This window comes from Streptomyces blastmyceticus, assembly GCF_039521185.1.
Lineage (GTDB): Bacteria > Actinomycetota > Actinomycetes > Streptomycetales > Streptomycetaceae > Streptomyces > Streptomyces blastmyceticus.
Map to the genome: position 1 here is coordinate 156579 of NZ_BAAABW010000015.1, position 22452 is coordinate 179030.

Below are 22452 nucleotides of genomic sequence, written 5' to 3' on the forward strand. Positions count from 1 at the left end.
GCCCCTCGCACGGCCACCCGGTCGGCCGAGGTCAGTCGGGCCACGGGGAGTCCAGGATGGTGCGGACGAAATCCCCGCGCTCGTAGTGTGCGAGCACATCGGCCTTGACGTTGCCGAACGTGGTCTGCGGCTTGGGCCGGACCCCGTCGGCGAAGGCCTCCAGGGTGCGCCTCCGGCGGCAGGTCCAGTCTCCGCGTCGCAGGATCGCCGCGCCATGGCTGTTCGGCCATCCACCCCACCGCCACATGGGCATCCGAAATGTTGACTGATGGGTGTTCTGCGAAGCTTGTGGCGTGACTAGTCGCCTCCGTCTGTCCGCCGCGCACTGGCCCGTCATCGTGCCGCCCCTGGCCGCCCTCGTCCTGGCCCTGACCTGGGGGCGGTCGCTGTCCGCCGGGGCGGTGGCCCTGGTGAGCTGCTGTCTGGCCGGTGCGGTGCTCTCCGCCGTGCACCACGCGGAGGTGATCGCGCACCGGGTCGGCGAACCGTTCGGATCGCTGGTCCTGGCCATCGCGGTGACCATCATCGAGGTGGCCCTTATCGTGACGCTGATGGCCGACGGCGGCGAGAAGAGCAGCACACTGGCCCGCGACACCGTCTTCGCCGCCGTCATGATCACCTGCAATGGCATCGTCGGCCTGTCCCTGCTGGTGGGCGCGCTCAGGCGCCGGGTGGCGGTCTTCAACGCCGAGGGCACCGGCGCGGCCTTCGCGACGGTGGCGACGCTGGCAGGGCTGAGCCTGGCCCTGCCGACGTTCACCACCAGTACCCCGGGGCCGCGGTTCTCCACGGCCCAGCTGGTCTTCGCAGCCCTCGCCGCGCTCCTCCTGTACGGGCTGTTCGTCGCGACCCAGACCATACGCCACCGCGACTACTTCCTCCCGGTGACCACCGCCGGCGAGGTCATCGACGGCGACGACCACGCCCATCCGCCCTCCACCCGGACCGCCCTGATCAGCCTCGGCCTGCTCGCCGTCGCCCTGATCTCGGTGGTCGGCCTGGCCAAGGGCGTCTCCCCGGCCATCGAGTCCGGGGTGGCCGCGGCCGGCCTGCCCGCCTCGGTCGTCGGCGTCGTCATCGCCCTGCTGGTCCTCCTGCCCGAGACGATCGCGGCCGTACGCGCCGCCCGCCGGGACCGCGTCCAGACCAGCCTCAACCTCGGCCTCGGCTCGGCCATGGCCAGCATCGGCCTGACCATCCCCGCGGTCGCGGTGGCCACGATCTGGCTGGAGGGCCCGCTCGTCCTCGGCCTCGGCGCCACCCACATGGTGCTGCTCGCCCTCACCGTCGCCGTCGGCACCCTGACCGTGATCCCGGGCCGCGCCACCCCGCTCCAGGGCGGCGTGCACCTCTCCCTCCTGGCGGCTTACATCGTGCTCGCGCTCAGCCCGTGAGCCGGGCCCGGCCGGTCGACGGTGGTGTCGGCGCGGAGCGTCAGCGTCCCTCGGTGGCGATGCGGGGAGCTCCCGTCACAGACATCACCAGCGAGTAGAGGGACGTGGTGGCCGTGATGAACAGACGGTTGTTCTTGGGCCCGCCGAAGGCGATGTTGGAGACCGTCTCGGGCACGACGAGCCGTCCGATCAGGGTGCCGTCCGGGGCGTAGCAATGGACTCCGTCGTCGCAGGCCGCGACCCAGAGGCGACCCGCGTCATCGAAGCGGATGTTGTCGAAGGCGCCGCCGCCCGGGCGGCATTCGGCGAAGACCTCGCCGTCGGAGAGGGTGCCGTCGTCGCGCACGTCGAAGACGCGAATCCGGTTGAGCCGCGTGTCGGAGACGTAGAGCTGCCGCTCGTCGGGCGAGAACACCAGGCCGTTCGGACCGCTGAAGCCGTCCGCGGCGATACGCACTTCACCCGTACCCGGGTCCACACGGTAGACATGACAAGCACCGATCTCGCTCTCGGCACGGTGTCCCTCGTAGTCACTGGTGATCCCGAAGTCCGGGTCGGAGAACCAGATCGAACCGTCGGAGCGCACGACCGCATCGTTCGGGCTGTTGAGCCGCCTGCCCTCGAAGCGGTCGGCGATGACGGTGACCTTGCCGTCGTGCCCGGTCCTGGTCACCCGTCGGTTGCCCTGCTCGCATGTGATCAACCGGCCCTGCCCGTCGAGGGTGTTGCCGTTGCTGTGACCGGCGGACGTACGGAAGACGCCGACCGTCCCGGTCATCTCGTCCCAGCGCAGCATCCGGTCGTTGGGGATGTCGCTCCAGATGACCTGCCGCCACGCCGGAAGGTAGAGCGGGCCCTCGGCCCACCGGCAGTCCCCGTACAGCCGCTCCAGGCGCATGTCGCCGTTGGCGCACCGCCCCGTACGGAACCGCTCGTCCAGGATCTCGTACAACCCGTTCACTACCTGACCGGACATTCGTCCCCCCGAGTGCTCAGAACTGAACCACATTCAGACTATTGGCGTCTTCGCCGAACACTATATGGTTCAGCCATGAAGAAGGTAGACGATGTCGATCTCGAACTGCTCGCCCTGCTCCAGCAGGACGCCGGCCGCTCCTACGCCACCCTCGGGAAAGCGGTCGGGCTCTCGGCCGGCGCCGCCCACGAGCGCGTGCGCAAGCTGCGGGAACGCGGGGTGATCCGACGTACGCAGGTGGACATCGATCCGGCGGCGGTGGGATGCGGCGTCCTGGCCTTCGTCATGGTCGAGTCGGTCACCTGGATGGGCGAATCCGCCGAAGCGTTCGCGGGCGTGCCCGAGATCCTGGAGGCGCACGTCATCGCCGGCACCGCATCCGTTCTCGTCAAGGTCCGGACCTCCACGACCGAGCAGCTCCAGGACGTGCTGCGGCGCCTGTACGCGATCGACGGGGTCAGCGGTACGCAGGCCACCGTCGTCCTGGAGACCTTCTTCGAACGGCCCGTGCTGCAGGTCCGGCCCAGCAGCTGACCGCGACCCCTCCGGAATCCGGGGTACCTCCAGGCGCCGATGAAGTGGCCCGTCACCCGTCCGTGGTGCCGCGATTCGCCACGGAGGCGGCAGGGCAGGAACCCTGACCCGTACCCGCGTTCCGCGCCTGCTCTTCGCCGGTTCCTTTGACCCGGGCGTGCCGGCAGGAGCATTATTCAACATATGACGAATAACCAGGGCTCCGAACGGAGCCAGGTGCCCCCTGACGCCGTCCCGGCCGTCCGGGCCCGGGGGCTGAGCGTCGTGCGCGGCTCCCGGACCGTGCTGGACGGGCTCGACTTCGACATCCCCCGCGGCCGGATCACCGGGCTCCTCGGGCCGTCCGGCTGCGGCAAGTCCACCCTCATGCGCTCCGTGGTCGGCACCCAGGCCAAGGTGACCGGCACGCTCGAAGTGCTCGGCCGACCGGCGGGGAGCGCCGGGCTCCGCTCACGGATCGGATACGTCACACAGGACCCGTCCGTCTACGACGACTTGACGGTCCGCCAGAATCTCGAGTACTTCGCCACGGTCCTTCTCCCCGGCCGCGCCGCCGCCCGGGACCGCCGCGACAACGTCACCCGCGCCATCGAGGACGTGGACCTCACCGGCCACGCCGACGCCCTCGCCGGGAACCTCTCCGGCGGGCAGCGCAGCCGTGTCTCCCTCGCGGTCGCCCTGCTCGGCACGCCCGAGCTCCTCGTCCTCGACGAGCCGACCGTCGGCCTGGACCCCGTCCTGCGCCGCGACCTGTGGGCCCTCTTCGGCCGCATCGCGGCGGAGCGCGGCGCGGCCCTCCTCGTCTCCTCCCACGTCATGGACGAGGCCGAGCGGTGCTCGCGGCTGCTGCTCATGCGGGAGGGGCGGATCCTCGCCGACGACTCGCCGGACGCGCTCCGGGCCCGTACGGGCTCCGCGACCGTCGAGGACGCCTTCCTCCGCCTCGTCGACGACGCCAGGGCCCATGCCGCCACGCGGTCCGACTCCCGTGAGGAAACCGCCTGATGAACGCCTCCCGCACCCTCGCCACCGCCACCCGCGTACTGCGGCAACTGCGGCACGACCCCCGCACCATCGCGCTGATGCTCGTCGTCCCGTGCGTGCTGATCGCCCTGCTGCGGTACGTCTTCGACGCCACCCCCAGGACCTTCGACGCGACCGGCGCCTCACTGCTCGGCATCTTCCCGCTGGTCACGATGTTCCTGGTGACCTCGATCGCCACCCTGCGCGAGCGCACCTCCGGCACGCTGGAGCGCCTGCTCGCCATGCCGCTGGGCAAGGGCGACCTCATCGGCGGCTACGCCCTCGCCTTCGGTCTCCTCGCCGTCCTGCAGTCCGCGCTCGCCACCGCCCTCTCGGTGTGGGTGCTCGGCCTCGACGTCACCGGGTCCCCCTGGCTGCTGCTCCTGGTCGCCCTGCTCGACGCGCTGCTCGGCACGGCCCTCGGCCTCTTCGTCTCGGCCTTCGCCGCCTCCGAGTTCCAGGCGGTGCAGTTCATGCCGGCCGTGATCGTGCCCCAGCTGCTGCTGTGCGGGCTCTTCGCCCCGCGCGACACGATGCAGCCGGCCCTGAAAGCGGTCTCCGACGTCCTGCCCATGTCCTACGCGGTCGACGGCATGAACCAGGTCCTCCGGCACACCTCCGTCACCGGCGACTTCGTCCGCGACGTCATCGTCGTCTGCGGCTGCGCCCTCCTCGTCCTCGCGCTCGGAGCCGCCACCCTCCGCCGCCGCACGGCCTGACCGGCGGGCCGGGTCACCGGTTGTGGAAGGTGCCGGGCACCGGCAGCGTGGCCCACCGGGAGACCGGCCAGGTCACGGTGAAGGCGCGGCCGATGACGTTCTTCACGGGCACGAAGCCGCCGCCCGGTTCCTGGACGTGGAAGCGCGAGTCCCGGGAGTCGTTGCGGTGGTCGCCCATCACCCACAGGTGGTCCTTGGGGACCTTGACCGTTCCCACCGCGCTGTCGTCGCACGGGGTGGACCCGGGATAGATGTACGGCTCGTCGAGCGCCTTGCCGTTGACCTTGACCGGCTCGCCGCGGTTGCACTCCACCGTGTCGCCGCCGACGGCGATGACCCGTTTGATCAGGTCCTGCTCCTCGCCGGACGGCATCAGCCCGATGAAGCTGAGGGCCTTCTGCACGGCGTTCGGGCGATGGATCGGGGTGCCGTCCATCCAGCCGCCCGGGTCACGGAAGACGACGACCTCGCCGCGCTCGGGCTCGGAGCCGAACCAGGGGGTCAGCTTGTCCACCAGAACCCGGTCACCCGGCTGCAAGGTGTTCTCCATGGATCCGGAGGGGATCGAGAACGCCTGCACCAGGAACGTCTTGACCAGCAGGGCGAGCACCAGCGCGCATCCGATGAGGATCGGGAGCTCCTTCCACAACGGACGCCTCGCACCCTCGCCCCGTCGGCGTCTGCGCCATCGGCGCCCCGTCGGTGCCGTCGCGGTGCCGTCGGCGGCGCCGGGGGCGTCCTGCGGAGATCGCCCGAGCGTCGCGGCTTCTCCGCCTCCGGCCCGCCCGTCCGGTGCGCTCTCCTTCTCGTCGGTCATCGCCGACTCCTCCCATGGTCGTGTCGAGTGCCTCGATCAGCACTCCCAGTCCATGAACGAACAGGAGTTCCCAACGGATCATGCACCGGAACGACGAAACGGCCCGGCCCAGTGGTCAGCGCGGCGACCTGGCGGCGTCGAAGAGCCGGTCGATGTCGTGGGCGGCCAGGGCCAGGCTGGCGCAGCAGACCACCATCAGCGCGGCGAACGCGAAGGCGAGGTTGCGGCGCAGGGGCGTGGGCGGCGCGAGCAGCGCCTGGACGCGCTGGGGCACGGGGCCGCCGACGGCGGCCATCGCGGCGGCCGGGACCCGTTTGGCGGCGAGCGCCGCGCGGGCGACGGCACGGGCCACCAGGCGCCGGTCGGCGACGGCTGCGCCAGCCTGCTCGTCGGCCCAGCGTTCCAGGGCGAACGCGCCCGCTCGGGCGAGGGGGCGCAGCAGCGGGTTCACCACGGAGGCGAGCTGCAGGGCGAGCAGGAACAGGTGGTGGCGGTGGCGCAGGTGGGTGCGTTCGTGGGCCAGCAGCGCGTTGCGTTCATCGGCGCTGAGGGCCCGCAGCATGCCGGAGGAGACCACGATCCTGCCGGGGGCGCCGGGCAGGGCGAAGGCCGTGGGGACGGGGTCGTCGATGACGGCCAGGTCCCCAGCGGTGGGCAGGTCCCTGCATTCGCGCCAGGCGTCGACCATGGCCCGTCCCCGGCGCCAGGCCGCCACCGTCAGGGCCACCGCGCAGGCGGGTACGGCCAGTGCGCAGGCGGCGGCCACGGGCCAGTCGACGGGGGTGTCGGCGGCCAGCAACTGCGGTGACCAGCGTCCTTCGGCGGCCACCTGCGGTATCTGCCCGACGAAGGTGAGGCCGATCATGGCCAGGGCCGTCACCCAGGCGCCCGCGGCGACGACGGCGGCCACGGTGAGCATCCAGGCGGCGGTGCGGGGTGGCAGCCTGCGGCCCGCCGCCGGTGCCGTCAGCGCGAGGGCCGCACTGACCAGCAGCGGCAGGCACAGAATGATCCACCTGATCCACACGTTCTAGCCCTCCGTGTGTCCGCGCAGCAGCTGCTCCAGCAGCTTCTCGTCCTCTTCGGGGAGTTCGGAGACGAAGCGGGCCAGCACCGCGGCCCGGTCCCCGCCGTTCTCCAGCAGGTCGCGCATCCCGGCCGCCGCATGCCCGGCCTCGTCGCGCACGGGGGCGTAGCGGTAGCCGCGCCCGGCGCGCTCGCGGGTCACGAGCCCCTTGTCGTGCAGCCGGGACAGGATCGTCAGCACGGTGGTGTAGGCCGGGTCGCCGGTCACGTGCTCGCGCACCGTGCCCGCGCCCACCGGCGCACCGGCCGCCCACAGGGCCGCCAGTACTTCGCTCTCCAGCTCGCCCGGCGCCCGCCGTCCCGCCGTCGGGCTTTCCTGCTCGCTCACGCTCCCCGCTCCTTCGTCGCCGGTCCGTCCTCGGCACCGGCACGGCCGTGGTCCCACCGGCCTTCAAACTACTACGTCGTGTAGATGGCGGGGACCGGTCAGCGCCCGTCGCGTGAGGGAACGCCGTGCTCGCGCAGCGGGCCGACCGCCAGGCCCCGTTCCCGGCAGGTGTCCAGGATCCGGGGGAGCGCGCCGAGAGTGCTGCGCCACGATCCGGTGGCGGACGTGCAGTCGGAGTCGTGCAGCAGGATGGTTCCGCCGCCGCGCAGGTCCCGCGTCACGGTGCGGTGGACGGTGGCGGGGGTGGCGCGGGCCCGCCAGTCCTCGCCCCAGGCGGTCCACAGGACGGGGGTCAGGCCCATGCGGCGGCAGGCCAGATGGGCACCGCCCGTCATGACGCCGTACGGCGGCCGGAACAGCGTGGGCGCCTGCCCGGTGATGTCGCTCACGAGGTCGAGCGTGCGGGCGAGGTCGTCGCGCGTGGCGCGGGGGCCGCGCAGCAGCAGCGGGCGGTGTTCCCAGCCGTGGAGGGCGATCTCGTGTCCGGCCGCGGTCATCTCCTTCACCAGGCCGGGCGAGCGGACCGCCATGGAGCCGAGCAGGAAGAAGGTCGCGTGGATCCCGCGGCGGCCGAGCAGGCGCAGGAAGTGCGGGGTGGACAGGTGGTCGGGGCCGTCGTCGAAGGTGAGCGCGACGTGGCCGGGGTGGCCCCGGCCCGCGAGGCGGGGCAGGAGGCGGTTGCGCAGCGGCCCGAAGGTGGACAGGACGGGTGCGGCGTGGGCGGCGGCGAGTGCGGGCAGCGCCACGGCACCGGCGCGCAGGGCGGTGCGGGCCGGCCCGGCGGGGATCATCGCCGGTCTCCGTCCAGGAGGCGGGTGAGTGCGGCGAAGTGTGCCGGGGAGTCGCTGTACGCCTCGGCGAGCGGGGCGCCGATGCCGAACGCGACCGTGGCGGCCACGGCCGCGGCCATGGCGGGGATGCCGAGCCTGAGCGGACGGCGGGCCGTGGTGCGTACCGGACGGCGGACCTCGGCGGCTCGGGGGAGGACGGCGGTGCGGCCCGCGGCCGCGGCGACGGCCCGCGCCGGACCGTCGCCCTGCCGGAACAACTCCAGCCCCTGGGCGCGCTGTTGGCGCCCGAGCGGCCCGTGGAGCAGGTCGGTGAGTACGGGCCGGAGGTCGGCGGGCTCGCGTATCCAGGCGGCGAGACCGGCTTCCTGGAGCGCGGCGGCGTTGGTCCGGCCGTGGCCCGGTATGCAGCGGTAGCTGGCGACGGGCAGACCGGCGGCGAACGCCTCCAGCGAGGTGAGGCCGCCCGCGTTCTGGACCAGGACATCGGCCGCGGACATCAGGGCGGGCATGTCCTCCACCCAGCCGTACACGTGCTCGACCCCGGCCTCGCGCAGTCGCTGGGCCAGCGCCTGGTTGTGTCCGCACACCACCACCGGCACGGCGGCGCCGCTCCCCCGGATCTCCGCGGCCACCTGCTCCACGGGGCCCACGCCCCATGATCCCGCGACGAGGAGGGCCAGCGCGGATTGCTCGGGCAGTCCGAACCGGGCCCGCGCCGCGCGCCGCTGGGGCCCGGTGGCGGGCGTGAAGCGCGCGGCGACCGTCGGGCCGGTCACCGTGACGGCCTTCGCGCCCTGCGCGTGGGCCTGTGCGGCGGGTACCGGGTGGGCGGCGAGGTGGATGTCGACACCGGGCGCGACCCACAGGGGGTGGACCGAGAAGTCGGTCAGGTACGTGATCGCCGGCACGGTCAGCCGGCCGCGCAGGCGCAGCGCGCCGAGCACCTGGCCGGCTCCGGGGTAGGTCGAGACGACCGCGCGGGTGCCGGGGGTGATCGTCCGCAGGGTGCGGCGCTCGGCACAGCGGAACAGAGCGCGCACCACGAGCCCGGGGCGCCCGGCGCGTTCGGTGGTGGCGTAGATCCGCTGGTAGCTCGCGGGGGCCGAGGTCAGCAGGCGGTGGTAGGCGGCGGACAGCAGCCTTCCCAGCCGGGCCGGGAGCAGGTCCAGGAAGTCGTGCCGGTCCACCTGGAATCCGTCGGACTCCAGGCGCCGGGCGAGCTCGGCCGCGGCGCCGTCGTGGCCCGCGCCCACGCTCGCGGAGATGATGACGACCCGCTGCGCGGCGGCGCCGGACCGCGTCGCGCCGGGCGGCGGACACGCGCGTCCGTCCGCCGAGTTGCCACTGTGGAGCACAGCCGATCAGCCTCCTGAAGGACAAAGAACGCGACGGGTGTTTCGCCTGCGGCCTGAGCGCCGGGGCGTGACGGGGTCCCGTCCGGCGAAGCCCGTGGCCGGAAGGGTGAGCCACCAGGAAGCTACTACATGATGTAGAAATACGGCGATGGCAACACGTTCACCACGGACGGGGATCGCGGGCGACAGGGAATCGATCGAGTTTCTACAACGTGTAGTAGTTTGACCGACGGCTCCGGCTCCCGTCACCCGACCCCCCGGCCCCCGGGAGCCGGAGCCGTCGCCCAACAGCCCATCCGCCCCGCAGAACCCGCCGCCCACAGGAGCACCCACCGTGACCACCCTCGCCCTCGGGCCGCAGTGGCTCGATCCGAACCACCTGATCTCGGTCTTCGGCCTGGTCGGCATCCTGGCGATCGTCTTCGCCGAATCCGGGCTGCTGATCGGCTTCTTCCTGCCCGGCGACTCGCTGCTGTTCACCACCGGACTGCTGGTCGCCGGGGGCAAGTACATCCACCAGCCGCTGTGGCTGGTGTGCCTGCTCGTGGTGGTGGCGGCCGTCCTCGGGGACCAGGCGGGCTATCTGTTCGGCCGCAAGGCGGGCCCCGCGCTCTTCCGCCGCCCCGACTCCCGCCTGTTCAAACAGGAGAACGTCGAGAAGGCCCACGAGTTCTTCGAGACCTACGGCCCGCGGTCGATCGTGCTGGCCCGGTTCGTGCCCATCGTCCGCACCTTCACCCCGATCGTGGCCGGCGTGAGCCGCATGAACTACAAGAGCTTCGCGCTCTACAACCTCATCGGCGGCGCGCTGTGGGGCGCCGGGGTCACCGTGCTCGGCTACTTCCTCGGGCAGGTCGCCTTCGTCGGGGCCCACATCGAGCTCATCCTGATCGGCATCGTCGCGCTCTCGGTGCTCCCGGTGGCGATCGAGGTACTGCGCGCCCGGCGCACCGCCCGCAAGAACGGCACGGCCCCGGCAGAACAGGACGGCCACGCATCCCGCTCCGGCCACCGGCGCCGCTGATCGCGCTTTGGCGCCCTCCACCCACCCAAGGGCCTCAGCGGACGGTGAGGACCATCCGGAACCGGGCGGCGCCGGAGAGCATCTTGTCGTACGCCTCGCCGGCCCGCTCCAGCGGCACGGTCTCGGTCATCGGGCGGATCCCGTGCCGCGCGCTGAACTCCATGGTGTCCTCGACGTCCTGCGCGGTGCCGGAGGGGTGGCCGCGGACGACCCTGGCCGCCATGAGCAGCTGGGCCGGGTTGATTCCGAGCGGTTCGGTGTCGGCGCCGATGACGATCAGCTCGCCGCGGGGCGAGAGCCCGTCCACGGTCGACGTGATGGCCTCGGAGCTGGCGGCGGTGGCCAGGACGGCCTTGGCCCCGCCGAGGGCCTGGAGCGCCTCGGCGACGGGGGTGTCCGCCGTGCTGTCGATGTAGTGGTGCGCGCCGAGCTCCCTCGCGAAGTCGGCCTTGCCGGCCCCGCGGGCGATGGCCACGGTCTCGAAGCCCATCGCGACGGCGTACCGCACCCCCAGGTGGCCGAGGCCGCCGATGCCGAGCACGGCGACCCGGTCGCCCGGCCGGGCGGAGCTGCGCCGCAGCCCGTTGTACGTGGTCACGCCCGCGCAGGCCATGGGCGCCGCGTCGGCCGCCGCCAGCGCGTCGGGGATCCGGGCAAGGGCGTTCACGGGCGCGATCACCGACTCGGCGTATCCACCGTCGTACGCCCATCCGGGTACCCGCAGGTTCTCGCACACGATGAAGTCGCCCTGCCTGCACGGCGTGCAGTGGCCACAGTGGCCGCCGAACCAGCCCACCGCCACCCGGTCGCCCACCTGCCAGCGGCCCGGCACCCCCTCGCCGAGCTCCTCGATGTGCCCGGCGATCTCGTGCCCGGGGACGAGCGGAAACCGTACGCCCGGCACCATGGCGTCGACGAAGAGGGCGTCGCTGTGGCAGATCCCGCAGGCGTCCACGGCCACCCGCACATGACCGGGGCCCGGTCTCGGCACCTCACGCTCGACGATCTCGAACGGATCACCGGCGGCAGCGACCTGCGCGACTCGATAGGTGCTCATCTGGATCTCTCCGGCGTGCGCGTACGGACGGCCCCCAGGAACCAGCAGACCAGCTCCGGGCCGATCGCGCGCGCCGGGCGGGGCGGGTGAGTGGCCGCTCGGAAGGTTGGACCGGTCGCGGTCCGCGGTCGTCACGCACCGGGGTCGAATCCATGCGTTCACCGAACATAAGGGGCGTTTCTTCCGGGCGACCGGGCTCGTTGGGCAAGGGCGAGCCCGGTTCCGCGACCGGCCTCGGCGGGCCGCGGGAAGGCTCGCAGGCGTCCGGAGCACTCCGCTCCGGAGCGGAGACGAGGAGAGTGTCGTGCGACGACTGAGCATCGCCCTGGCCGCGGCCGTGATCTGCGGAACGGGAGCACTGGCGGGGACGGCCCAGGCCGCCCCCGCACCGCACTCCCAGGCGCGCGTGCTCGGACCGCCCTTCCCGTACGCGGACTGCATCAAGGCCGCGAAGGACAACAAGGAGAGCCCCTCCTACGCCAAGTGGCACTGCGACCAGCTGGTGCAGAAGGGCTGGGTCAAGCGGCCGAAGGCCGAACCCACCCACCGGCCCAAGGCCGAACCCACCCACCGCCCGAAAACCGATCCCGCCCACCGCCCGAAGGCCAATGCCGCCCACCGACCGAAGGCCGATCCCACCCCCCACCGGCCGGAGCGGCCCCGGCGGTAGCCCGCCCGTGCCCTCGCACCCTTGCGCGTGCGAGGGCATCGCGCGTCCAGGGCCCCTTCACGAGCCTTGTCCGGCTTGATGACCATTTCATGAGCGTTCTGCAAACTCGGCCTCGGCGCGGGTCCGGGCTGCGATTCCGCTCATAGTGTGGGGAGCATGCTCTGCACCCCGGCCCACGAGCGATCTCGTGAGGAGATCAACACCGAGATCCGCGACTTCCTGGCGACTCGGCAGGACCACGCCCTGACCAGGAACGAACGCCGCGTGTACGAGCAGCTGCTGACCGAATGGCTCGCGGCACCCCAGCCGCGCCGCCCGCACCGCTCGATGACCTGAGCGCCCTGATTCACCGCGGCTGGATGCGGAAGTCGAACGCCGTGGTCCCGGGGTCGATGGCCGTCACCCCGCCGTCGACGGTCAGTGCCGCGCCGTTGACGAGGGAAGCGGCCGGGGAGAGCAGCCAGGTGATCGCCTCGGCGACCTCCTCCGGCCGGCCCGGCCGGCGTACGGGGCTGAGCCGGGTCGCCTCCTCGTACGCCGCCTCGGCGCCGCCCTCCCCCAGCCCCGCCTCCTCGGCGAACCGCGCCATCCGCCGGTCCGCCATCTCGCTGCGCACCCAGCCGGGGCACACGGTGTTGGCGCGCACCCCACGCGGCCCGTAGTCGACGGCGACCGACGTGCAGAGCTGGAGGAGAGCCGCCTTGGAGGCCGCGTACGCCCCGTTGGCCACTCCGTTGCGCAGCGCGGCGACCGAGGCGACGGCGACCACGGAGCCACGCGACTCCAACAGGTGCGGGAGCGCCGCGCGCAGCATCAGGAACGGGCCGGTGAGGTTGGTGCGCATGACCAGGTCCCAGTCCTCCGGCGACATGTCGCCGACCGCTCCGCCGCGCCCGACACCGGCGTTGAGAACGAGCCCGTCGAGCCGACCGTAGGCGGTCAGGGCCGCGTCGACGAGACCGCGGACGCCGTCCGGGTCGGTGGTGTCGGAAGGGTGCGCCAACGCGCCGGTCTCCTCGGCGATGCGCCGCAACGGTTCGGGCCGCCGCCCGGAGACCACCACCCGGTGTCCGGCCGTACGCAGGAGCCGGGCGGTGGCGGCACCGATGCCCGTCCCGCCGCCGGTCACGATGACAACTCTCTGATCCGCCATGGCCGTACCTCCGGTGAGTGACTGCGTGCAGGGTGTATCGATCGTACGTACCCGTACTGACCCGCCGTCAGAGCCAGCCGCGCCGTGCTGCCTGGACCCCGGCCTGGAAGCGGGTGGTGGCGCCCAGCCCGGCCAGGAGGACGGAGACTCGGCGCACGACCGTGCGGCGGCCCAGGCCCAGGCGTCTGGCGATGACGTCGTCGGTGGCGCCGCTGGCCATGAGGGTGAGGATCTGGCGGTCCCGGGCGTCGATCTGTGTGCCCGCGCCCGCCGCCGACGCCGGAACGGCGAGCCTCCACAGGGACTCGAACACATTGGACAGCGCCCGGAACAGGCCGGACGGACGTATCAGGAGGGAGACGACACCGGGGTGGTCGTCGGCGGCCAGGGTGACCACCGCCAGGTCGCTGTCGCCGATGGCGAGCTTCATGGGCGGATCGTCCAGGGTCCGCGCCTGTTCCCCGGCCTCGATCATGCGCGCCATGTTGGGCCCCGCGACCGGGTCGTCGAAGGCGGAGCCGTGGTAGATGGTGCGGTAGACGACCCCGGCGGCCATGCGCTCGCGCTGCAGCACTTCCTGTTCGAGGTAGTGGTCCGACGTCCCCGAGTACGGCGGCATGTCGATGACCCGGATCTGACGGCGCGCCGACTGCTGAAGCCGCCGACTGACCGTCAGGATGCGTGCGGCGTCCTCGACGACTTCCAGCGCGCCATAGTGACCGGCATCTCTCCTGGCGAAACGGTAGAGCCGTTCCAGTTCCGTCCCGGCCCGGCGCAGGGCCGTCCGCCGGACGGCGTCGCGCTGCAGCAGCGTCTCGACGACCTGCGTGGGCGGCAGCGCTTCCCAAGAAGCTTCCCCCGCCCCGTGATCCGTCGTCACGACGATGTCCTCGGCGACGAGTTCCTTCAGCACCACCCGGACGACGGACTCGCTCAGTCCGGCCCGCGCCGCCAACAGGCCGACGGGCTCACGTGGATGACCGACCAGGGCCCGGTAGACCCGTCCGCGGTCGGAGTCCGGGTCCAGCACGTCGTACACGACACTCCCCTCGCCGCACCGGAACCGGTCGGCCCGGCGGCCGAAGCCTACTTCGCGGGTGGCGTACCTGCGCCAATGGCCCAAGTGCGCCACCGGCCCGTATGGCGCCCGTGCGAGCGCTGCGATGGGATTTCCGGTGTCCCGCGGCCCTCGCGTCCGCCTGACCCCTCCGTCAAGGACCCCGAGGGCTCGCAGACGGGTCATGTGACCAAGGACTACATGGTCATCGAGCTGGTCCCGCAGGTGACGCTCTCCTCGCAGGGGCCGTACCTGAAGCAGACGGGCGAGGTGAAGGTCCCCGGCGGGACCGTCAGCCCCAATGCCCTCAACCCCGCGCTCGACAACGAGCGACTGCTCGCCACCGGCGCCAACGAGATCATCACGTCGGGCCAGACGGGCGTCTGGTACGGGACCGTCATGGACAACGCCAACGGCGTCTACCGATCGCCGGCCGTGAACATGAAGGGCGACTCGGGCGGTCCCGCGATCTGGCACGTACCGGGCAGCGATCTCCCCTCCCAGGCCAACGGCTTCCAGGCCTCGGGCCCTTGGGCCGGCATCACCAAGGGGATCACCCTGGCACTGCCGCCCTTCCTGTACACCAGCTCGGCGAATATCCTCGCCGACCTGCGCGCCCGGGATGCCGCCACCCCCGCAGGCGTCTACGGCGCCGGTTTCGAGGTGACCGCCAACCCGTAAGGCCACAGCCAGGTCGGGGCCTTCTCCCGCTGCGAGGACCCCGCCGGATCATCGGCGTCCTCGGTCGGCAAGAAGGCCCCGACATGAGTCCGCCGGATCAGACCGCCGGGACCGGGTACGTCGGGTACTCCACCCCGGATACGTGCTGGACGACGCGGATGACCTGGCAGGAGTAGCCGAACTCGTTGTCGTACCAGAGGTAGAGGATCGCGTCGTCGCCCTCGACCTTGGTGGCACCGGCGTCGACGATCGAGGCGTGGCGCGAGCCGATGAAGTCGCTGGAGACCGCGTCGGGGGCGCTGATGAAGTCGATCTGGCGCTTGAGCGGCGAGTGCAGCGACACGTTGCGGAGGTAGTCGAGGACCTCCTCGCGGGTGGTCTCGCGCGCGAGCCGCAGGTTGAGGATCGCGATCGAGACGTCCGGCACCGGGACGCGGATCGAGCTGCCGGTGATCCTCGCGTCGAGGTCGGGCAGCGCCTTGGCGACGGCGGAGGCCGCACCGGTCTCGGTGATGACCATGTTGAGCGGCGCCGAGCGGCCACGGCGGTCGGAGTCGTGGTAGTTGTCCAGCAGGTTCTGGTCGTTGGTGAACGAGTGGACGGTCTCCACGTGGCCGCGCAGGACGCCGTACTCGTCCGCCATCGCCTTCAGCGGCGGGACGATCGCGTTGGTGGTGCAGGACGCGCAGGACAGGATCTGCTCGTCCGGCTTGATCGTGTCGTGGTTGACGCCGTGGACGATGTTGGGAACGTCACCCTTGCCCGGCGCGGTCAGCACGACCTTGGCGATGCCCGGCCGGAGGTGCTGCGACAGGCCCTCGCGGTCGCGCCACTTTCCGGTGTTGTCGATGAGGATGGCGTCCTTGATCCCGTACGCCGTGTAGTCGACCGCCGTCGGGTCGCTGGAGTAGATCACCTTGATCTCGTGACCGTTGGCGATGATCGTGCTGTTCGCCTCGTCGACGGTGATCGTGCCCTGGAACTGGCCGTGGATGGAGTCGCGGCGCAGCAGGGAGGCGCGCTTGACGATGTCCTGGCCCGCACCCTTGCGGACGACGATGGCGCGCAGCCGCAGGCCGTTGCCGGAGCCGGCCTTCTCGATGAGCAGGCGGGCGAGGAGGCGGCCGATGCGGCCGAAGCCGTAGAGGACGACGTCGCGCGGCTCACGGCACTCGATCTTGTTGGCACCCGTGGCGCCGGCGACGGCCTCGGCGGTGAAGCCCTCCACCGAGAGACCGCGGTCGTCGGCCTTGTACGTCGCGGCGAGCATGCCTATGTCGATCTGGGAGGGGCCGAGATCGAGCGTGGTGAGAGCCTGCAGGAACGGCAGCGTCTCGGTGACCGAGAGCTCCTCGCCGTCGATCTGCCGGGCGAACCGGTGCGTCTTGAGGATGCTGACCACCGACTTGTTCACCAAGGAGCGGCTGTGGAGCAGGACGGTGACGTCCCGCTCCCGGTGCAGCTTCCCGATGAGGGGGATCATCGACTCCGCGATCTCCTCGCGGGTCTTCCAGTTTGTGAACGAGTCGTCGTTGACAGTCACAGGATTCTCTTTCGAGCTAGGTGGCGCTCACATGCTAACCCCATGCCATTTTGATCGTTCAAGCGGTGCCATGGAGTCCGCTATGCCCCATATGCCCGACTCCTCGTGGGGCCCGCAGCGCCACGGCTCAGTAGTAGCCCTTCCGGCCGTCGAGCAGCTCCCGGACGATGTCCAGGTGACCCGCGTGCCGCCCGGTCTCCTCGATCATGTGCAGCAGGATCCAGCGCAGGGTCGCCGCCCCGGCCCGGAAGTCCTTCTGCCGCCCGGCGTCGTCCAGTTCGTGGGCCGCGATGATCTCGTCCGAGACGGCGCACTGCTGCTGGTACTCCTGCAGCAACTGCTCCAGCGGGACGCCCTCCACCCGCATGTCCGCGTCCTCGACGCTTTCGTCGAACTGCGGACCGACCGCGGGCCGCCCCATCAGCATGACCTCGAACCAGCAGTGCTCGACCCACCGCATATGGGAGACCAGACCCGCCGCCGTCATCAGGGGCGAGCTCGGTATCACGACGCGGTGGGCGTCCTCGCCGGACAGCCCCTCGCACTTGTAGTGGATGAGCGCCCGCTGCATGTCGAGCCAGGCGAGCAACTGCGTTCGCTCGTCCGCGTCGTAGGCGGGGCGAGTACGTGAGGGAGACGTCATGGACGATCACGGTACGCGGACCGGCCTCGCGGCGCCCGGCATTTTCCTGGTGCCCCTGGAGGAGCCCGTCAGCGGGCCGGGCGAGGAGACATGGAGGCCGGCGCACACGCGCCGCGCGGGACACGGAGGTGGGCGAGCAGGCGGTCGAGCACGGCGCGGTTGCCCGGCAGTGAGAAGTGGTCCACGCCGGGGTTGTCGGTCAGGTCGAAGCGGTGACAGGGCATCGCCCGCCAGACACCCACCGCCTCATTGGTGAGGTCCTCCTGGTTGCTGTCGCCGTCCCGGTACAGAAACCGGCTGTCGTCGGTCAGTTGGCCCGGCGCGAGGCGGGCCAGCCGCGCCCCCACGATCGTCCGCAGGCCGGAGCCCCTCTCCGCGTGGACGTCGACGTAGGGGAAGGAGCGGCGGTCGGTGAACTTCACAAAGCCGATGTAGTGGTCGGCGATCTCCTTGGCCACCGGCAGACCCGCGTCGGCGAACAGCTTCGGGTAGTCGCGCGGCGTGTAGCCGCGCCCGGTCGAGTCGTCCCGCACGACGACCTCGCGGTCACCGAACACCGCGGGGTCGGACGCGCTCATGTAGCTCGAGGGGGCACTCAGGTACATACGGGCGCTGCTCTCCGCGTTCTCCCTGGTCGTCGGGTAGCCGAAGTCCTGGACGTTGAGGCCGGTGAACAACGTCGAATAGAGCAGGCCCTGCCCCGGCATGTTGCCCGCGACGGAGGTGAACCCGTGGATGTACTTGTCGCGCCAGGCGCGTGTGGTGTGGGTGAGCAAGTACTGCGCGTAGAGCGGGCCGTTCGAGTGGCCGATCAGATGAACGGGCCGGTTCCCGCTGTCCCGGTAGGCGGTCTCGACGAGCCTGCGCGTGCGCTCCAGGAAGCCGCCCATGTCGGGGGTGAGCCGGGAGTCGTAGCCCGCGACCCGGATGTCGGCGTTCCGTACGTATCCGTGGGCCTCCAGGGCCCGGTACAGCGGCTCGTAGAACGGCGCGCTGCTCGTCCTCCCGTAGTCGAGGAGGCGGACGTGGACGCCGGGGACGTCGGAGAAGCGCGTGGCCATCGGCCGCGAGGACCTCGCGTCGTAGCGCAGCGTGAGAAGGCGGTCCCGGCAGACCTGGCTGAAGGCCGTGCCCGGGCGGTCGTTGAGGTACCAGTCCTCGAAGGTGCCGGAGCGGGGGCAGCCGGGTACCGCCGCCCGGTGGTCGACGGTCACCGCCAGCTTGGACAGGTGGAACGCGGGGAAGAGCACGACCGGCGTTCTCCCCGGCCGCTGCGCCACCGCGCCCGCCGGGTCGGGGAACACGGCCAGGACGAACAGTGCGGCGACGACGAACCGCAGCCAGAACTTGCCGAGCATCTCGCGGACCACCTCATTCGGCAAAGGGGCACAGCCGGTCGACGCAGGCTACTTAAAGTTCCGACCGGCAGAACAGGGCGCCGCGTGCGGCTGGACGAGAATGGACGGCATGGGAAAGACATACGACCGAATAGACGGCAGGCTCCGCGCCTTCATCGAATCCCAGCCCGTCTTCTTCACCGCGACGTCACCGCTGTCCGGCGACGGCACGATCAACCTCTCCCCCAAGGGCGTCACCGGCTCGTTCGCGGTACTCGACGAACAGACGGTCGCCTACCTCGACTTCGCCGGCAGCAATGCCGAAACCATCGCGCATCTGCGCGAGAACGGCCGCATCACCCTGATGTGGTGCGCGTTCCAGGGCCCACCGAACATCGTGCGCGTACACGGCCACGGCGAGCCGGTCTTCCGCGACGACCCGCGCTTCGAGGAACTCCTCGCGCACTTCCCGGACGTCGACCCGACCCCGCACGGACTGCGCGCCATCATCGTCGTCAGCGCCGGACTCATCCGCGACACCTGCGGCTACGCCGTGCCGTTCATGGCGTACGAATCCGACCGCGACCTGCACCGCAGGCGCTTCGAGCGCGAGGACGACGAGTCCCTGACCCGCTACTTCGAAAAGAAGGACCACATAGCGGCAAGCATCGACGGCCTGCCCGGCCTGCCACTGCCTCTGCCGCCGCGCACCCCCTGAAGCTCACTCATGGCCGGGGCGCGACGCCGGCGGTGGGCTGAAGCCACTGAAGCATCTGTCTCAGCCCTCGTAGTCCTCGGTCCGGGACGTGAACGGCACCTCGCGAGCGCGCAGCCACTCCACGAACCGGGCCTCGATCTTGGCCGACTCGTTCGTGCCGGGGTTTCCGTCGTCGGCCACCACCACGTCCCGGACCGCTTCCAGCGCGGTCGTGGGGTCGTCCACGAGCCAGGGTACGTCGTCAGCCGCGACCGTGCACCAGCGCCGGTACTCCCTGACGTCCTCGCCGATCATCATCATGACGGCATAGCCGCTGGTGGTGCAGTACAGCACCAGGTCGCCGTCACGGGACTGCCGCACCGTCGCGATGTCCGTACCCGACGAGTCCCGGCTCTCGCTCAGCACGAGCGACCGCTCGATCCCGACCATCTGCCCGCTTGTCTCGGACATTCCACGCCCCCAGGTGTTCCGCGCTGCTCAACCACCGGCAGCACGGGAAATTCTACGGTGCTGCTCACGCGCCCCTGCCAAGGTCCGTTCGAAGAGGCCGACAGCAATCACAGCAGGCGGGCGCCGTAATCTCGGCGCCATGTACCACGATCCATTCGAGTGTCGCTGCGTCATCTGCCACGACTACGGCGACCGCGCCGAAGCGGACCAGGTGGACCTGAGGGTCATCGGAGACGTGCAGCGGTACGGCTGGCATGTCGTCATGGTTCCCGAGGACGACATCGGCCCGGGGTTCGCTTACACGATTGGCCTGGCACACACCCACGGTGCACCTGAGCTCGCCATGTTCGGCCTCGATGTCCGCGACATGCACCGGATGCTCAATACGCTCGGAGAACGGGCCGCCGCGGGCGCGGTGCTGGAGAGCGGGCAGAAGCATCACGACGTCACCGAGCACCCCGCGGGGATCTGGACCGCCGAACTGTGAGAGCCGGAGTGATTGGGCCGAACGACGGAGTCGTTGGGCGTGGTCGACGGCCGGGTGCCGGGGGTGGGTGCGACTCTGCCCTTATCTCTTTGGTCGTTTTATCTCTCTGGCAATGTGATCAGCCGTGCCGTACGGTCCGATGCCGCTCCGCAGGACACGGCGGGTGACTCAGCGCGCTCCGGCCGGCACCGTGGAGGCGAGTGGGTCATGGTGGGATGCGGACGGCTCGGGTGGCCGCGGCGCAGGGGGCGGTTGGCCGGGGCGGTGGTCTCGGGGCTGTTGCTGGTGCCGTTGAACGCGCTGGGGGCGGGGTCGGCGTCCGCCGTCCCCGGGCTGGTGGAGGACCCGGCGTCGCTGGTGAATCCGCTGATCGGCACGGCGGGGTCGGTCAATACCTTTCCCGGTCCCGACATGCCGTTCGGCATGCTGCAGTGGGGCCCGGACACCAGTCCGCACCGTGCGTACGGCGGGGGCTACGAGTACCGGGACAGCAGGATCTCCGGTTTCAGCCTCACCCATCTGTCGGGGCCCGGCTGCCGGGCCGCCGGGGACGTGCCCATCCTCCCGGTCACCGGGCGGCTGCCCGGGAATCCGGGCGAGGCAACGTCAGGTTTCAGCCACGCGCACGAGCACACCGGCATCGGCTACTACGGCGTGACGGACACGGCGGGGATCACCACGGAGCTGACCTCCGCGACCCGGGCGGGGCTCGGCCGCTTCACGTTCCCCCGCGGCGCCGACTCCCGGCTGCTGCTCAAGCTCGGCGGCGGGGCGACGCAGGTCGACGGCACCCGCGCGCGGGCGGTCGGCAATCACGAGGTCGTGGGCGCGGTCGACAGCGGCCACTTCTGCGGTGCCAAGAATCGCTACACCCTGCACTTCGACATCCGCTTCGACCACCCGTTCACCGGCAGCGGCACATGGGCGGGCGGCGCCGGCCGGCCGAAGGGCAGAGCTCCCGGCGCGGGCGGGATGTATCTGACCTTCGACACGAGGGCCGCGCGGACGGTCACGGCGGCGGTGGGCATCTCGTACACCAGCGACGCCAACGCCGTACAGAACCTCCAGCATGAGGTGAGGGGCCACGGCTTCGACGGCCTCAGGCAGCGCAGTCACGACGCGTGGAACCGCGTGCTGGGACGGGTGCGGATCGGCGGCGGCAGCCACGACCAGCAGGTGCAGTTCTACACCGCGCTCTATCACGCGCTGCTGCATCCCAACGTCTTCTCCGACGTCAACGGCCAGTACGCGGGCATGGACGGACGGACGCACACGCTCGCCGCCGGGCAGCGGGCGCAGTACGCGAACTACTCGGGCTGGGACACCTACCGCTCCCAGGCCCAGCTGATGGCCATGGTCGCGCCGCGGACCGCCGGTGACGCCGTCACCTCGATGCTCAACGGCTACGACCAGACGGGGCTGCTGCCCAAGTGGGCGCAGAACAACGGCGAGAGCTATGTCATGGCCGGGGATCCGGCCGCAGCGATCATCGCCGGCACCTACGCCTTCGGTGCGCGCGGCTTCGACACCGCGCACGCGCTGGAGGTGATGGTCCGCCAGGCGACCGAGCCCAACGCCGACCGGCCGGGCGAGGCGGTCCGCGCCGCGAAGGGGTATCTCCCGGCCGACCACACCACGTGGGGGTGCTGCAACTTCTACGGGCCGGTCTCCACCCAGCTGGAGTACGACACGGCGGACTACGCGCTCGCCACGATGGCCAAATCCCTGGGCAGGCACGGCACGTACACGCGCTTCGCGGCCCGGGCCCAGGACTGGCGGAACCTCTTCAACCCGGGGACCGGCTACCTCCAGGCCAGGCTCGCCGACGGCAGGTTCGCCCCAGGGTTCACCCCGGCCACCGCCTACGGCTTCATCGAGGGCACCTCCGCGCAGTACACCCCGATGGTCCCCTTCAACCTCAGGGCGCTGATCGCGGCGCGTGGTGGCCCCCGGGCGTACGGCGGCTACCTCGACAGCCTCTTCACCGACCTCAGGAAACCGAGCGGCACCAACGCCGACCTCGGCAACGAGCCGAGCCTGGGAATCCCCTGGCAGTACGACTACCTGGCACAGCCCTGGAAGACGCAGGCGCTGATCCGCCGGATCCAGCAGACGCTGTACTCCAACACCCCCGCCGGGACCTTCGGCAACGACGACCTCGGCGCCATGAGCTCGTGGTACGTCTTCTCCGCGCTCGGCATGTACCCCGAGACGCCGGGGACGGACATCCTGGTGCTCGGCAGCCCGCTCTTCCCCCGGGCGGAGCTGAGCCTGGGTACCGGTCCCGGCCGTACGCTGCGCGTCAACGCCCCGCAGGCCCGGGCCGACGCACCGTACGTGCGGGCGCTGGAGGTCGACGGCCGGGCGTGGGACAGGTCCTGGATCAGCTTCGGCGCGCTCCGTCGCGGCGGCAGCCTGGACTACGCGCTGGACACCCGCCCGCACACCGACTGGGCCTCCTCGCCTGACTCCGTGCCGCCGTCGGACGCGACCGGGCAGCGTGAGACCCACGCCATCGGCCGCACCGCCCGGCACCACCGGTAAGGGCG

24 protein-coding genes and 1 pseudogene are annotated in these 22452 nt (G+C 71.3%); 11 read left to right on the forward strand and 14 right to left on the reverse strand.

Annotated features, from left to right (window positions below; all coding sequences use genetic code 11):
* Positions 1-31: 31 nt before the first annotated feature.
* A pseudogene (locus ABD269_RS13375) lies at positions 32-175 on the reverse strand (HD domain-containing protein); the annotation flags it as partial.
* Between the two features lie 118 nt (positions 176-293).
* Between ABD269_RS13375 and ABD269_RS13380 the strand changes: the two are divergent.
* Positions 294-1394, forward strand: a complete 1101-nt coding sequence (locus ABD269_RS13380; protein WP_344118066.1) for a calcium:cation antiporter — start codon at positions 294-296, stop codon at positions 1392-1394.
* Between the two features lie 40 nt (positions 1395-1434).
* On the opposite strand, the gene ABD269_RS13385 is transcribed toward ABD269_RS13380, so the two are convergent.
* Positions 1435-2292, reverse strand: coding sequence for an SMP-30/gluconolactonase/LRE family protein (locus ABD269_RS13385; RefSeq protein WP_425572890.1), 858 nt, complete (start codon positions 2290-2292; stop codon positions 1435-1437).
* 153 nt (positions 2293-2445) lie between these two features.
* Between ABD269_RS13385 and ABD269_RS13390 the strand changes: the two genes are divergently transcribed.
* The 3 genes from ABD269_RS13390 to ABD269_RS13400 all read left to right on the forward strand — a co-directional run bounded on the left by ABD269_RS13390 (position 2446) and on the right by ABD269_RS13400 (position 4646).
* Complete coding sequence (locus ABD269_RS13390) at positions 2446-2904, forward strand: Lrp/AsnC family transcriptional regulator (RefSeq protein ID WP_344118069.1); 459 nt, start codon at positions 2446-2448, stop codon at positions 2902-2904.
* 183 nt (positions 2905-3087) lie between these two features.
* Entirely contained in the window at positions 3088-3909 is an 822-nt protein-coding gene (locus ABD269_RS13395) for an ABC transporter ATP-binding protein (RefSeq protein ID WP_344118070.1), read from the forward strand.
* Positions 3909-4646, forward strand: a complete 738-nt coding sequence (locus ABD269_RS13400; protein WP_301890143.1) for an ABC transporter permease — start codon at positions 3909-3911, stop codon at positions 4644-4646. The genes ABD269_RS13395 and ABD269_RS13400 overlap by 1 nt, the downstream gene beginning before the upstream one ends.
* 13 nt (positions 4647-4659) lie before the next feature.
* On the opposite strand, the gene lepB is transcribed toward ABD269_RS13400, so the two are convergent.
* The 5 genes from lepB to ABD269_RS13425 form a co-directional block, all read right to left on the reverse strand.
* Positions 4660-5463, reverse strand: coding sequence for a signal peptidase I (lepB, locus tag ABD269_RS13405; protein ID WP_344118071.1), 804 nt, complete (start codon positions 5461-5463; stop codon positions 4660-4662).
* Positions 5464-5578: 115 nt separating this feature from the next.
* Entirely contained in the window at positions 5579-6490 is a 912-nt protein-coding gene (locus tag ABD269_RS13410; RefSeq protein WP_344118072.1) for a M56 family metallopeptidase, read from the reverse strand.
* Positions 6491-6493: 3 nt separating this feature from the next.
* On the reverse strand, positions 6494-6877 hold the full coding sequence (locus ABD269_RS13415) for a BlaI/MecI/CopY family transcriptional regulator (protein WP_301890140.1): 384 nt from the start codon (positions 6875-6877) through the stop codon (positions 6494-6496).
* Positions 6878-6975: 98 nt separating this feature from the next.
* Positions 6976-7728 carry a polysaccharide deacetylase family protein gene (locus tag ABD269_RS13420; RefSeq protein WP_344118073.1) on the reverse strand — a complete coding sequence of 251 codons (753 nt, stop codon included), beginning with the start codon at positions 7726-7728 and terminating at the stop codon, positions 6976-6978.
* Positions 7725-9083 (reverse strand): MGDG synthase family glycosyltransferase, encoded by a 1359-nt coding sequence (locus tag ABD269_RS13425; protein ID WP_344118074.1) that lies wholly within the window; start codon positions 9081-9083, stop codon positions 7725-7727. The genes ABD269_RS13420 and ABD269_RS13425 overlap by 4 nt, the downstream gene beginning before the upstream one ends.
* 334 nt (positions 9084-9417) lie before the next feature.
* On the opposite strand from ABD269_RS13425, the gene ABD269_RS13430 reads away from it, so the two are divergent.
* The gene (locus tag ABD269_RS13430; protein WP_344118075.1) at positions 9418-10107 is read left to right on the forward strand and encodes a DedA family protein; all 690 of its coding nucleotides are present in this window, start codon (positions 9418-9420) and stop codon (positions 10105-10107) included.
* 34 nt (positions 10108-10141) lie between these two features.
* On the opposite strand, the gene ABD269_RS13435 is transcribed toward ABD269_RS13430, so the two are convergent.
* Complete coding sequence (locus tag ABD269_RS13435) at positions 10142-11164, reverse strand: alcohol dehydrogenase catalytic domain-containing protein (protein WP_344118076.1); 1023 nt, start codon at positions 11162-11164, stop codon at positions 10142-10144.
* 304 nt (positions 11165-11468) lie between these two features.
* Between ABD269_RS13435 and ABD269_RS13440 the strand changes: the two genes are divergently transcribed.
* Positions 11469-11834, forward strand: coding sequence for a hypothetical protein (locus tag ABD269_RS13440; RefSeq protein WP_344118077.1), 366 nt, complete (start codon positions 11469-11471; stop codon positions 11832-11834).
* Between the two features lie 156 nt (positions 11835-11990).
* Positions 11991-12170, forward strand: a complete 180-nt coding sequence (locus ABD269_RS13445; protein ID WP_301890133.1) for a hypothetical protein — start codon at positions 11991-11993, stop codon at positions 12168-12170.
* Between the two features lie 10 nt (positions 12171-12180).
* Here ABD269_RS13445 and ABD269_RS13450 read toward each other — a convergent pair whose 3' ends face one another.
* The gene (locus tag ABD269_RS13450) at positions 12181-12987 is read right to left on the reverse strand and encodes an SDR family NAD(P)-dependent oxidoreductase (protein ID WP_344118078.1); all 807 of its coding nucleotides are present in this window, start codon (positions 12985-12987) and stop codon (positions 12181-12183) included.
* Positions 12988-13054: 67 nt separating this feature from the next.
* Positions 13055-14026 carry a hypothetical protein gene (locus ABD269_RS13455; protein WP_344118079.1) on the reverse strand — a complete coding sequence of 324 codons (972 nt, stop codon included), beginning with the start codon at positions 14024-14026 and terminating at the stop codon, positions 13055-13057.
* A gap of 204 nt (positions 14027-14230) precedes the next feature.
* Between ABD269_RS13455 and ABD269_RS13460 the strand changes: the two genes are divergently transcribed.
* Positions 14231-14725 (forward strand): hypothetical protein, encoded by a 495-nt coding sequence (locus ABD269_RS13460; protein ID WP_344118080.1) that lies wholly within the window; start codon positions 14231-14233, stop codon positions 14723-14725.
* A gap of 97 nt (positions 14726-14822) precedes the next feature.
* On the opposite strand, the gene ABD269_RS13465 is transcribed toward ABD269_RS13460, so the two are convergent.
* The 3 genes from ABD269_RS13465 to ABD269_RS13475 form a co-directional block, all read right to left on the reverse strand.
* Positions 14823-16268: a glyceraldehyde-3-phosphate dehydrogenase gene (locus tag ABD269_RS13465; RefSeq protein WP_301890129.1), complete on the reverse strand. Its 1446-nt coding sequence runs from the start codon at positions 16266-16268 to the stop codon at positions 14823-14825.
* A 127-nt stretch (positions 16269-16395) separates the two neighbouring features.
* On the reverse strand, positions 16396-16911 hold the full coding sequence (locus ABD269_RS13470; RefSeq protein WP_344118081.1) for a DinB family protein: 516 nt from the start codon (positions 16909-16911) through the stop codon (positions 16396-16398).
* A 68-nt stretch (positions 16912-16979) separates the two neighbouring features.
* Positions 16980-18269, reverse strand: coding sequence for a lipase/acyltransferase domain-containing protein (locus ABD269_RS13475; protein WP_344118082.1), 1290 nt, complete (start codon positions 18267-18269; stop codon positions 16980-16982).
* A gap of 109 nt (positions 18270-18378) precedes the next feature.
* Here ABD269_RS13475 and ABD269_RS13480 point away from each other — a divergent pair, with 109 nt between their 5' ends.
* The gene (locus ABD269_RS13480) at positions 18379-18966 is read left to right on the forward strand and encodes a pyridoxamine 5'-phosphate oxidase family protein (RefSeq protein WP_344118083.1); all 588 of its coding nucleotides are present in this window, start codon (positions 18379-18381) and stop codon (positions 18964-18966) included.
* A 60-nt stretch (positions 18967-19026) separates the two neighbouring features.
* Here ABD269_RS13480 and ABD269_RS13485 read toward each other — a convergent pair whose 3' ends face one another.
* A complete protein-coding gene (locus ABD269_RS13485) occupies positions 19027-19416 on the reverse strand; it encodes a hypothetical protein (protein WP_344118085.1) in 390 nt (129 codons plus the stop codon).
* 139 nt (positions 19417-19555) lie between these two features.
* Here ABD269_RS13485 and ABD269_RS13490 point away from each other — a divergent pair, with 139 nt between their 5' ends.
* Positions 19556-19903 (forward strand): DUF4262 domain-containing protein, encoded by a 348-nt coding sequence (locus ABD269_RS13490; protein WP_344118086.1) that lies wholly within the window; start codon positions 19556-19558, stop codon positions 19901-19903.
* 207 nt (positions 19904-20110) lie between these two features.
* Positions 20111-22447 (forward strand): GH92 family glycosyl hydrolase, encoded by a 2337-nt coding sequence (locus tag ABD269_RS13495; protein ID WP_344118087.1) that lies wholly within the window; start codon positions 20111-20113, stop codon positions 22445-22447.
* The last annotated feature ends 5 nt before the right edge of the window (positions 22448-22452 follow it).

What these genes read in the sequence shown, in the direction of transcription:
- ABD269_RS13495 (WP_344118087.1), top strand. Translation starts at nt 20,111, where the DNA reads ATGGTGGGATGCGGACGGCTCGGGTGGCCGCGGCGCAGGGGGCGGTTG.
- ABD269_RS13385 (WP_425572890.1), bottom strand. Translation starts at nt 2,292, where the DNA reads ATGCGCCTGGAGCGGCTGTACGGGGACTGCCGGTGGGCCGAGGGCCCG.
- ABD269_RS13490 (WP_344118086.1), top strand. Translation starts at nt 19,556, where the DNA reads ATGTACCACGATCCATTCGAGTGTCGCTGCGTCATCTGCCACGACTAC.
- ABD269_RS13475 (WP_344118082.1), bottom strand. Translation starts at nt 18,269, where the DNA reads ATGCTCGGCAAGTTCTGGCTGCGGTTCGTCGTCGCCGCACTGTTCGTC.
- ABD269_RS13395 (WP_344118070.1), top strand. Translation starts at nt 3,088, where the DNA reads ATGACGAATAACCAGGGCTCCGAACGGAGCCAGGTGCCCCCTGACGCC.
- ABD269_RS13400 (WP_301890143.1), top strand. Translation starts at nt 3,909, where the DNA reads ATGAACGCCTCCCGCACCCTCGCCACCGCCACCCGCGTACTGCGGCAA.
- ABD269_RS13445 (WP_301890133.1), top strand. Translation starts at nt 11,991, where the DNA reads ATGCTCTGCACCCCGGCCCACGAGCGATCTCGTGAGGAGATCAACACC.
- ABD269_RS13480 (WP_344118083.1), top strand. Translation starts at nt 18,379, where the DNA reads ATGGGAAAGACATACGACCGAATAGACGGCAGGCTCCGCGCCTTCATC.
- ABD269_RS13435 (WP_344118076.1), bottom strand. Translation starts at nt 11,164, where the DNA reads ATGAGCACCTATCGAGTCGCGCAGGTCGCTGCCGCCGGTGATCCGTTC.
- ABD269_RS13390 (WP_344118069.1), top strand. Translation starts at nt 2,446, where the DNA reads ATGAAGAAGGTAGACGATGTCGATCTCGAACTGCTCGCCCTGCTCCAG.
- ABD269_RS13420 (WP_344118073.1), bottom strand. Translation starts at nt 7,728, where the DNA reads ATGATCCCCGCCGGGCCGGCCCGCACCGCCCTGCGCGCCGGTGCCGTG.
- ABD269_RS13450 (WP_344118078.1), bottom strand. Translation starts at nt 12,987, where the DNA reads ATGGCGGATCAGAGAGTTGTCATCGTGACCGGCGGCGGGACGGGCATC.
- ABD269_RS13485 (WP_344118085.1), bottom strand. Translation starts at nt 19,416, where the DNA reads ATGTCCGAGACAAGCGGGCAGATGGTCGGGATCGAGCGGTCGCTCGTG.
- ABD269_RS13470 (WP_344118081.1), bottom strand. Translation starts at nt 16,911, where the DNA reads ATGACGTCTCCCTCACGTACTCGCCCCGCCTACGACGCGGACGAGCGA.
- lepB (WP_344118071.1), bottom strand. Translation starts at nt 5,463, where the DNA reads ATGACCGACGAGAAGGAGAGCGCACCGGACGGGCGGGCCGGAGGCGGA.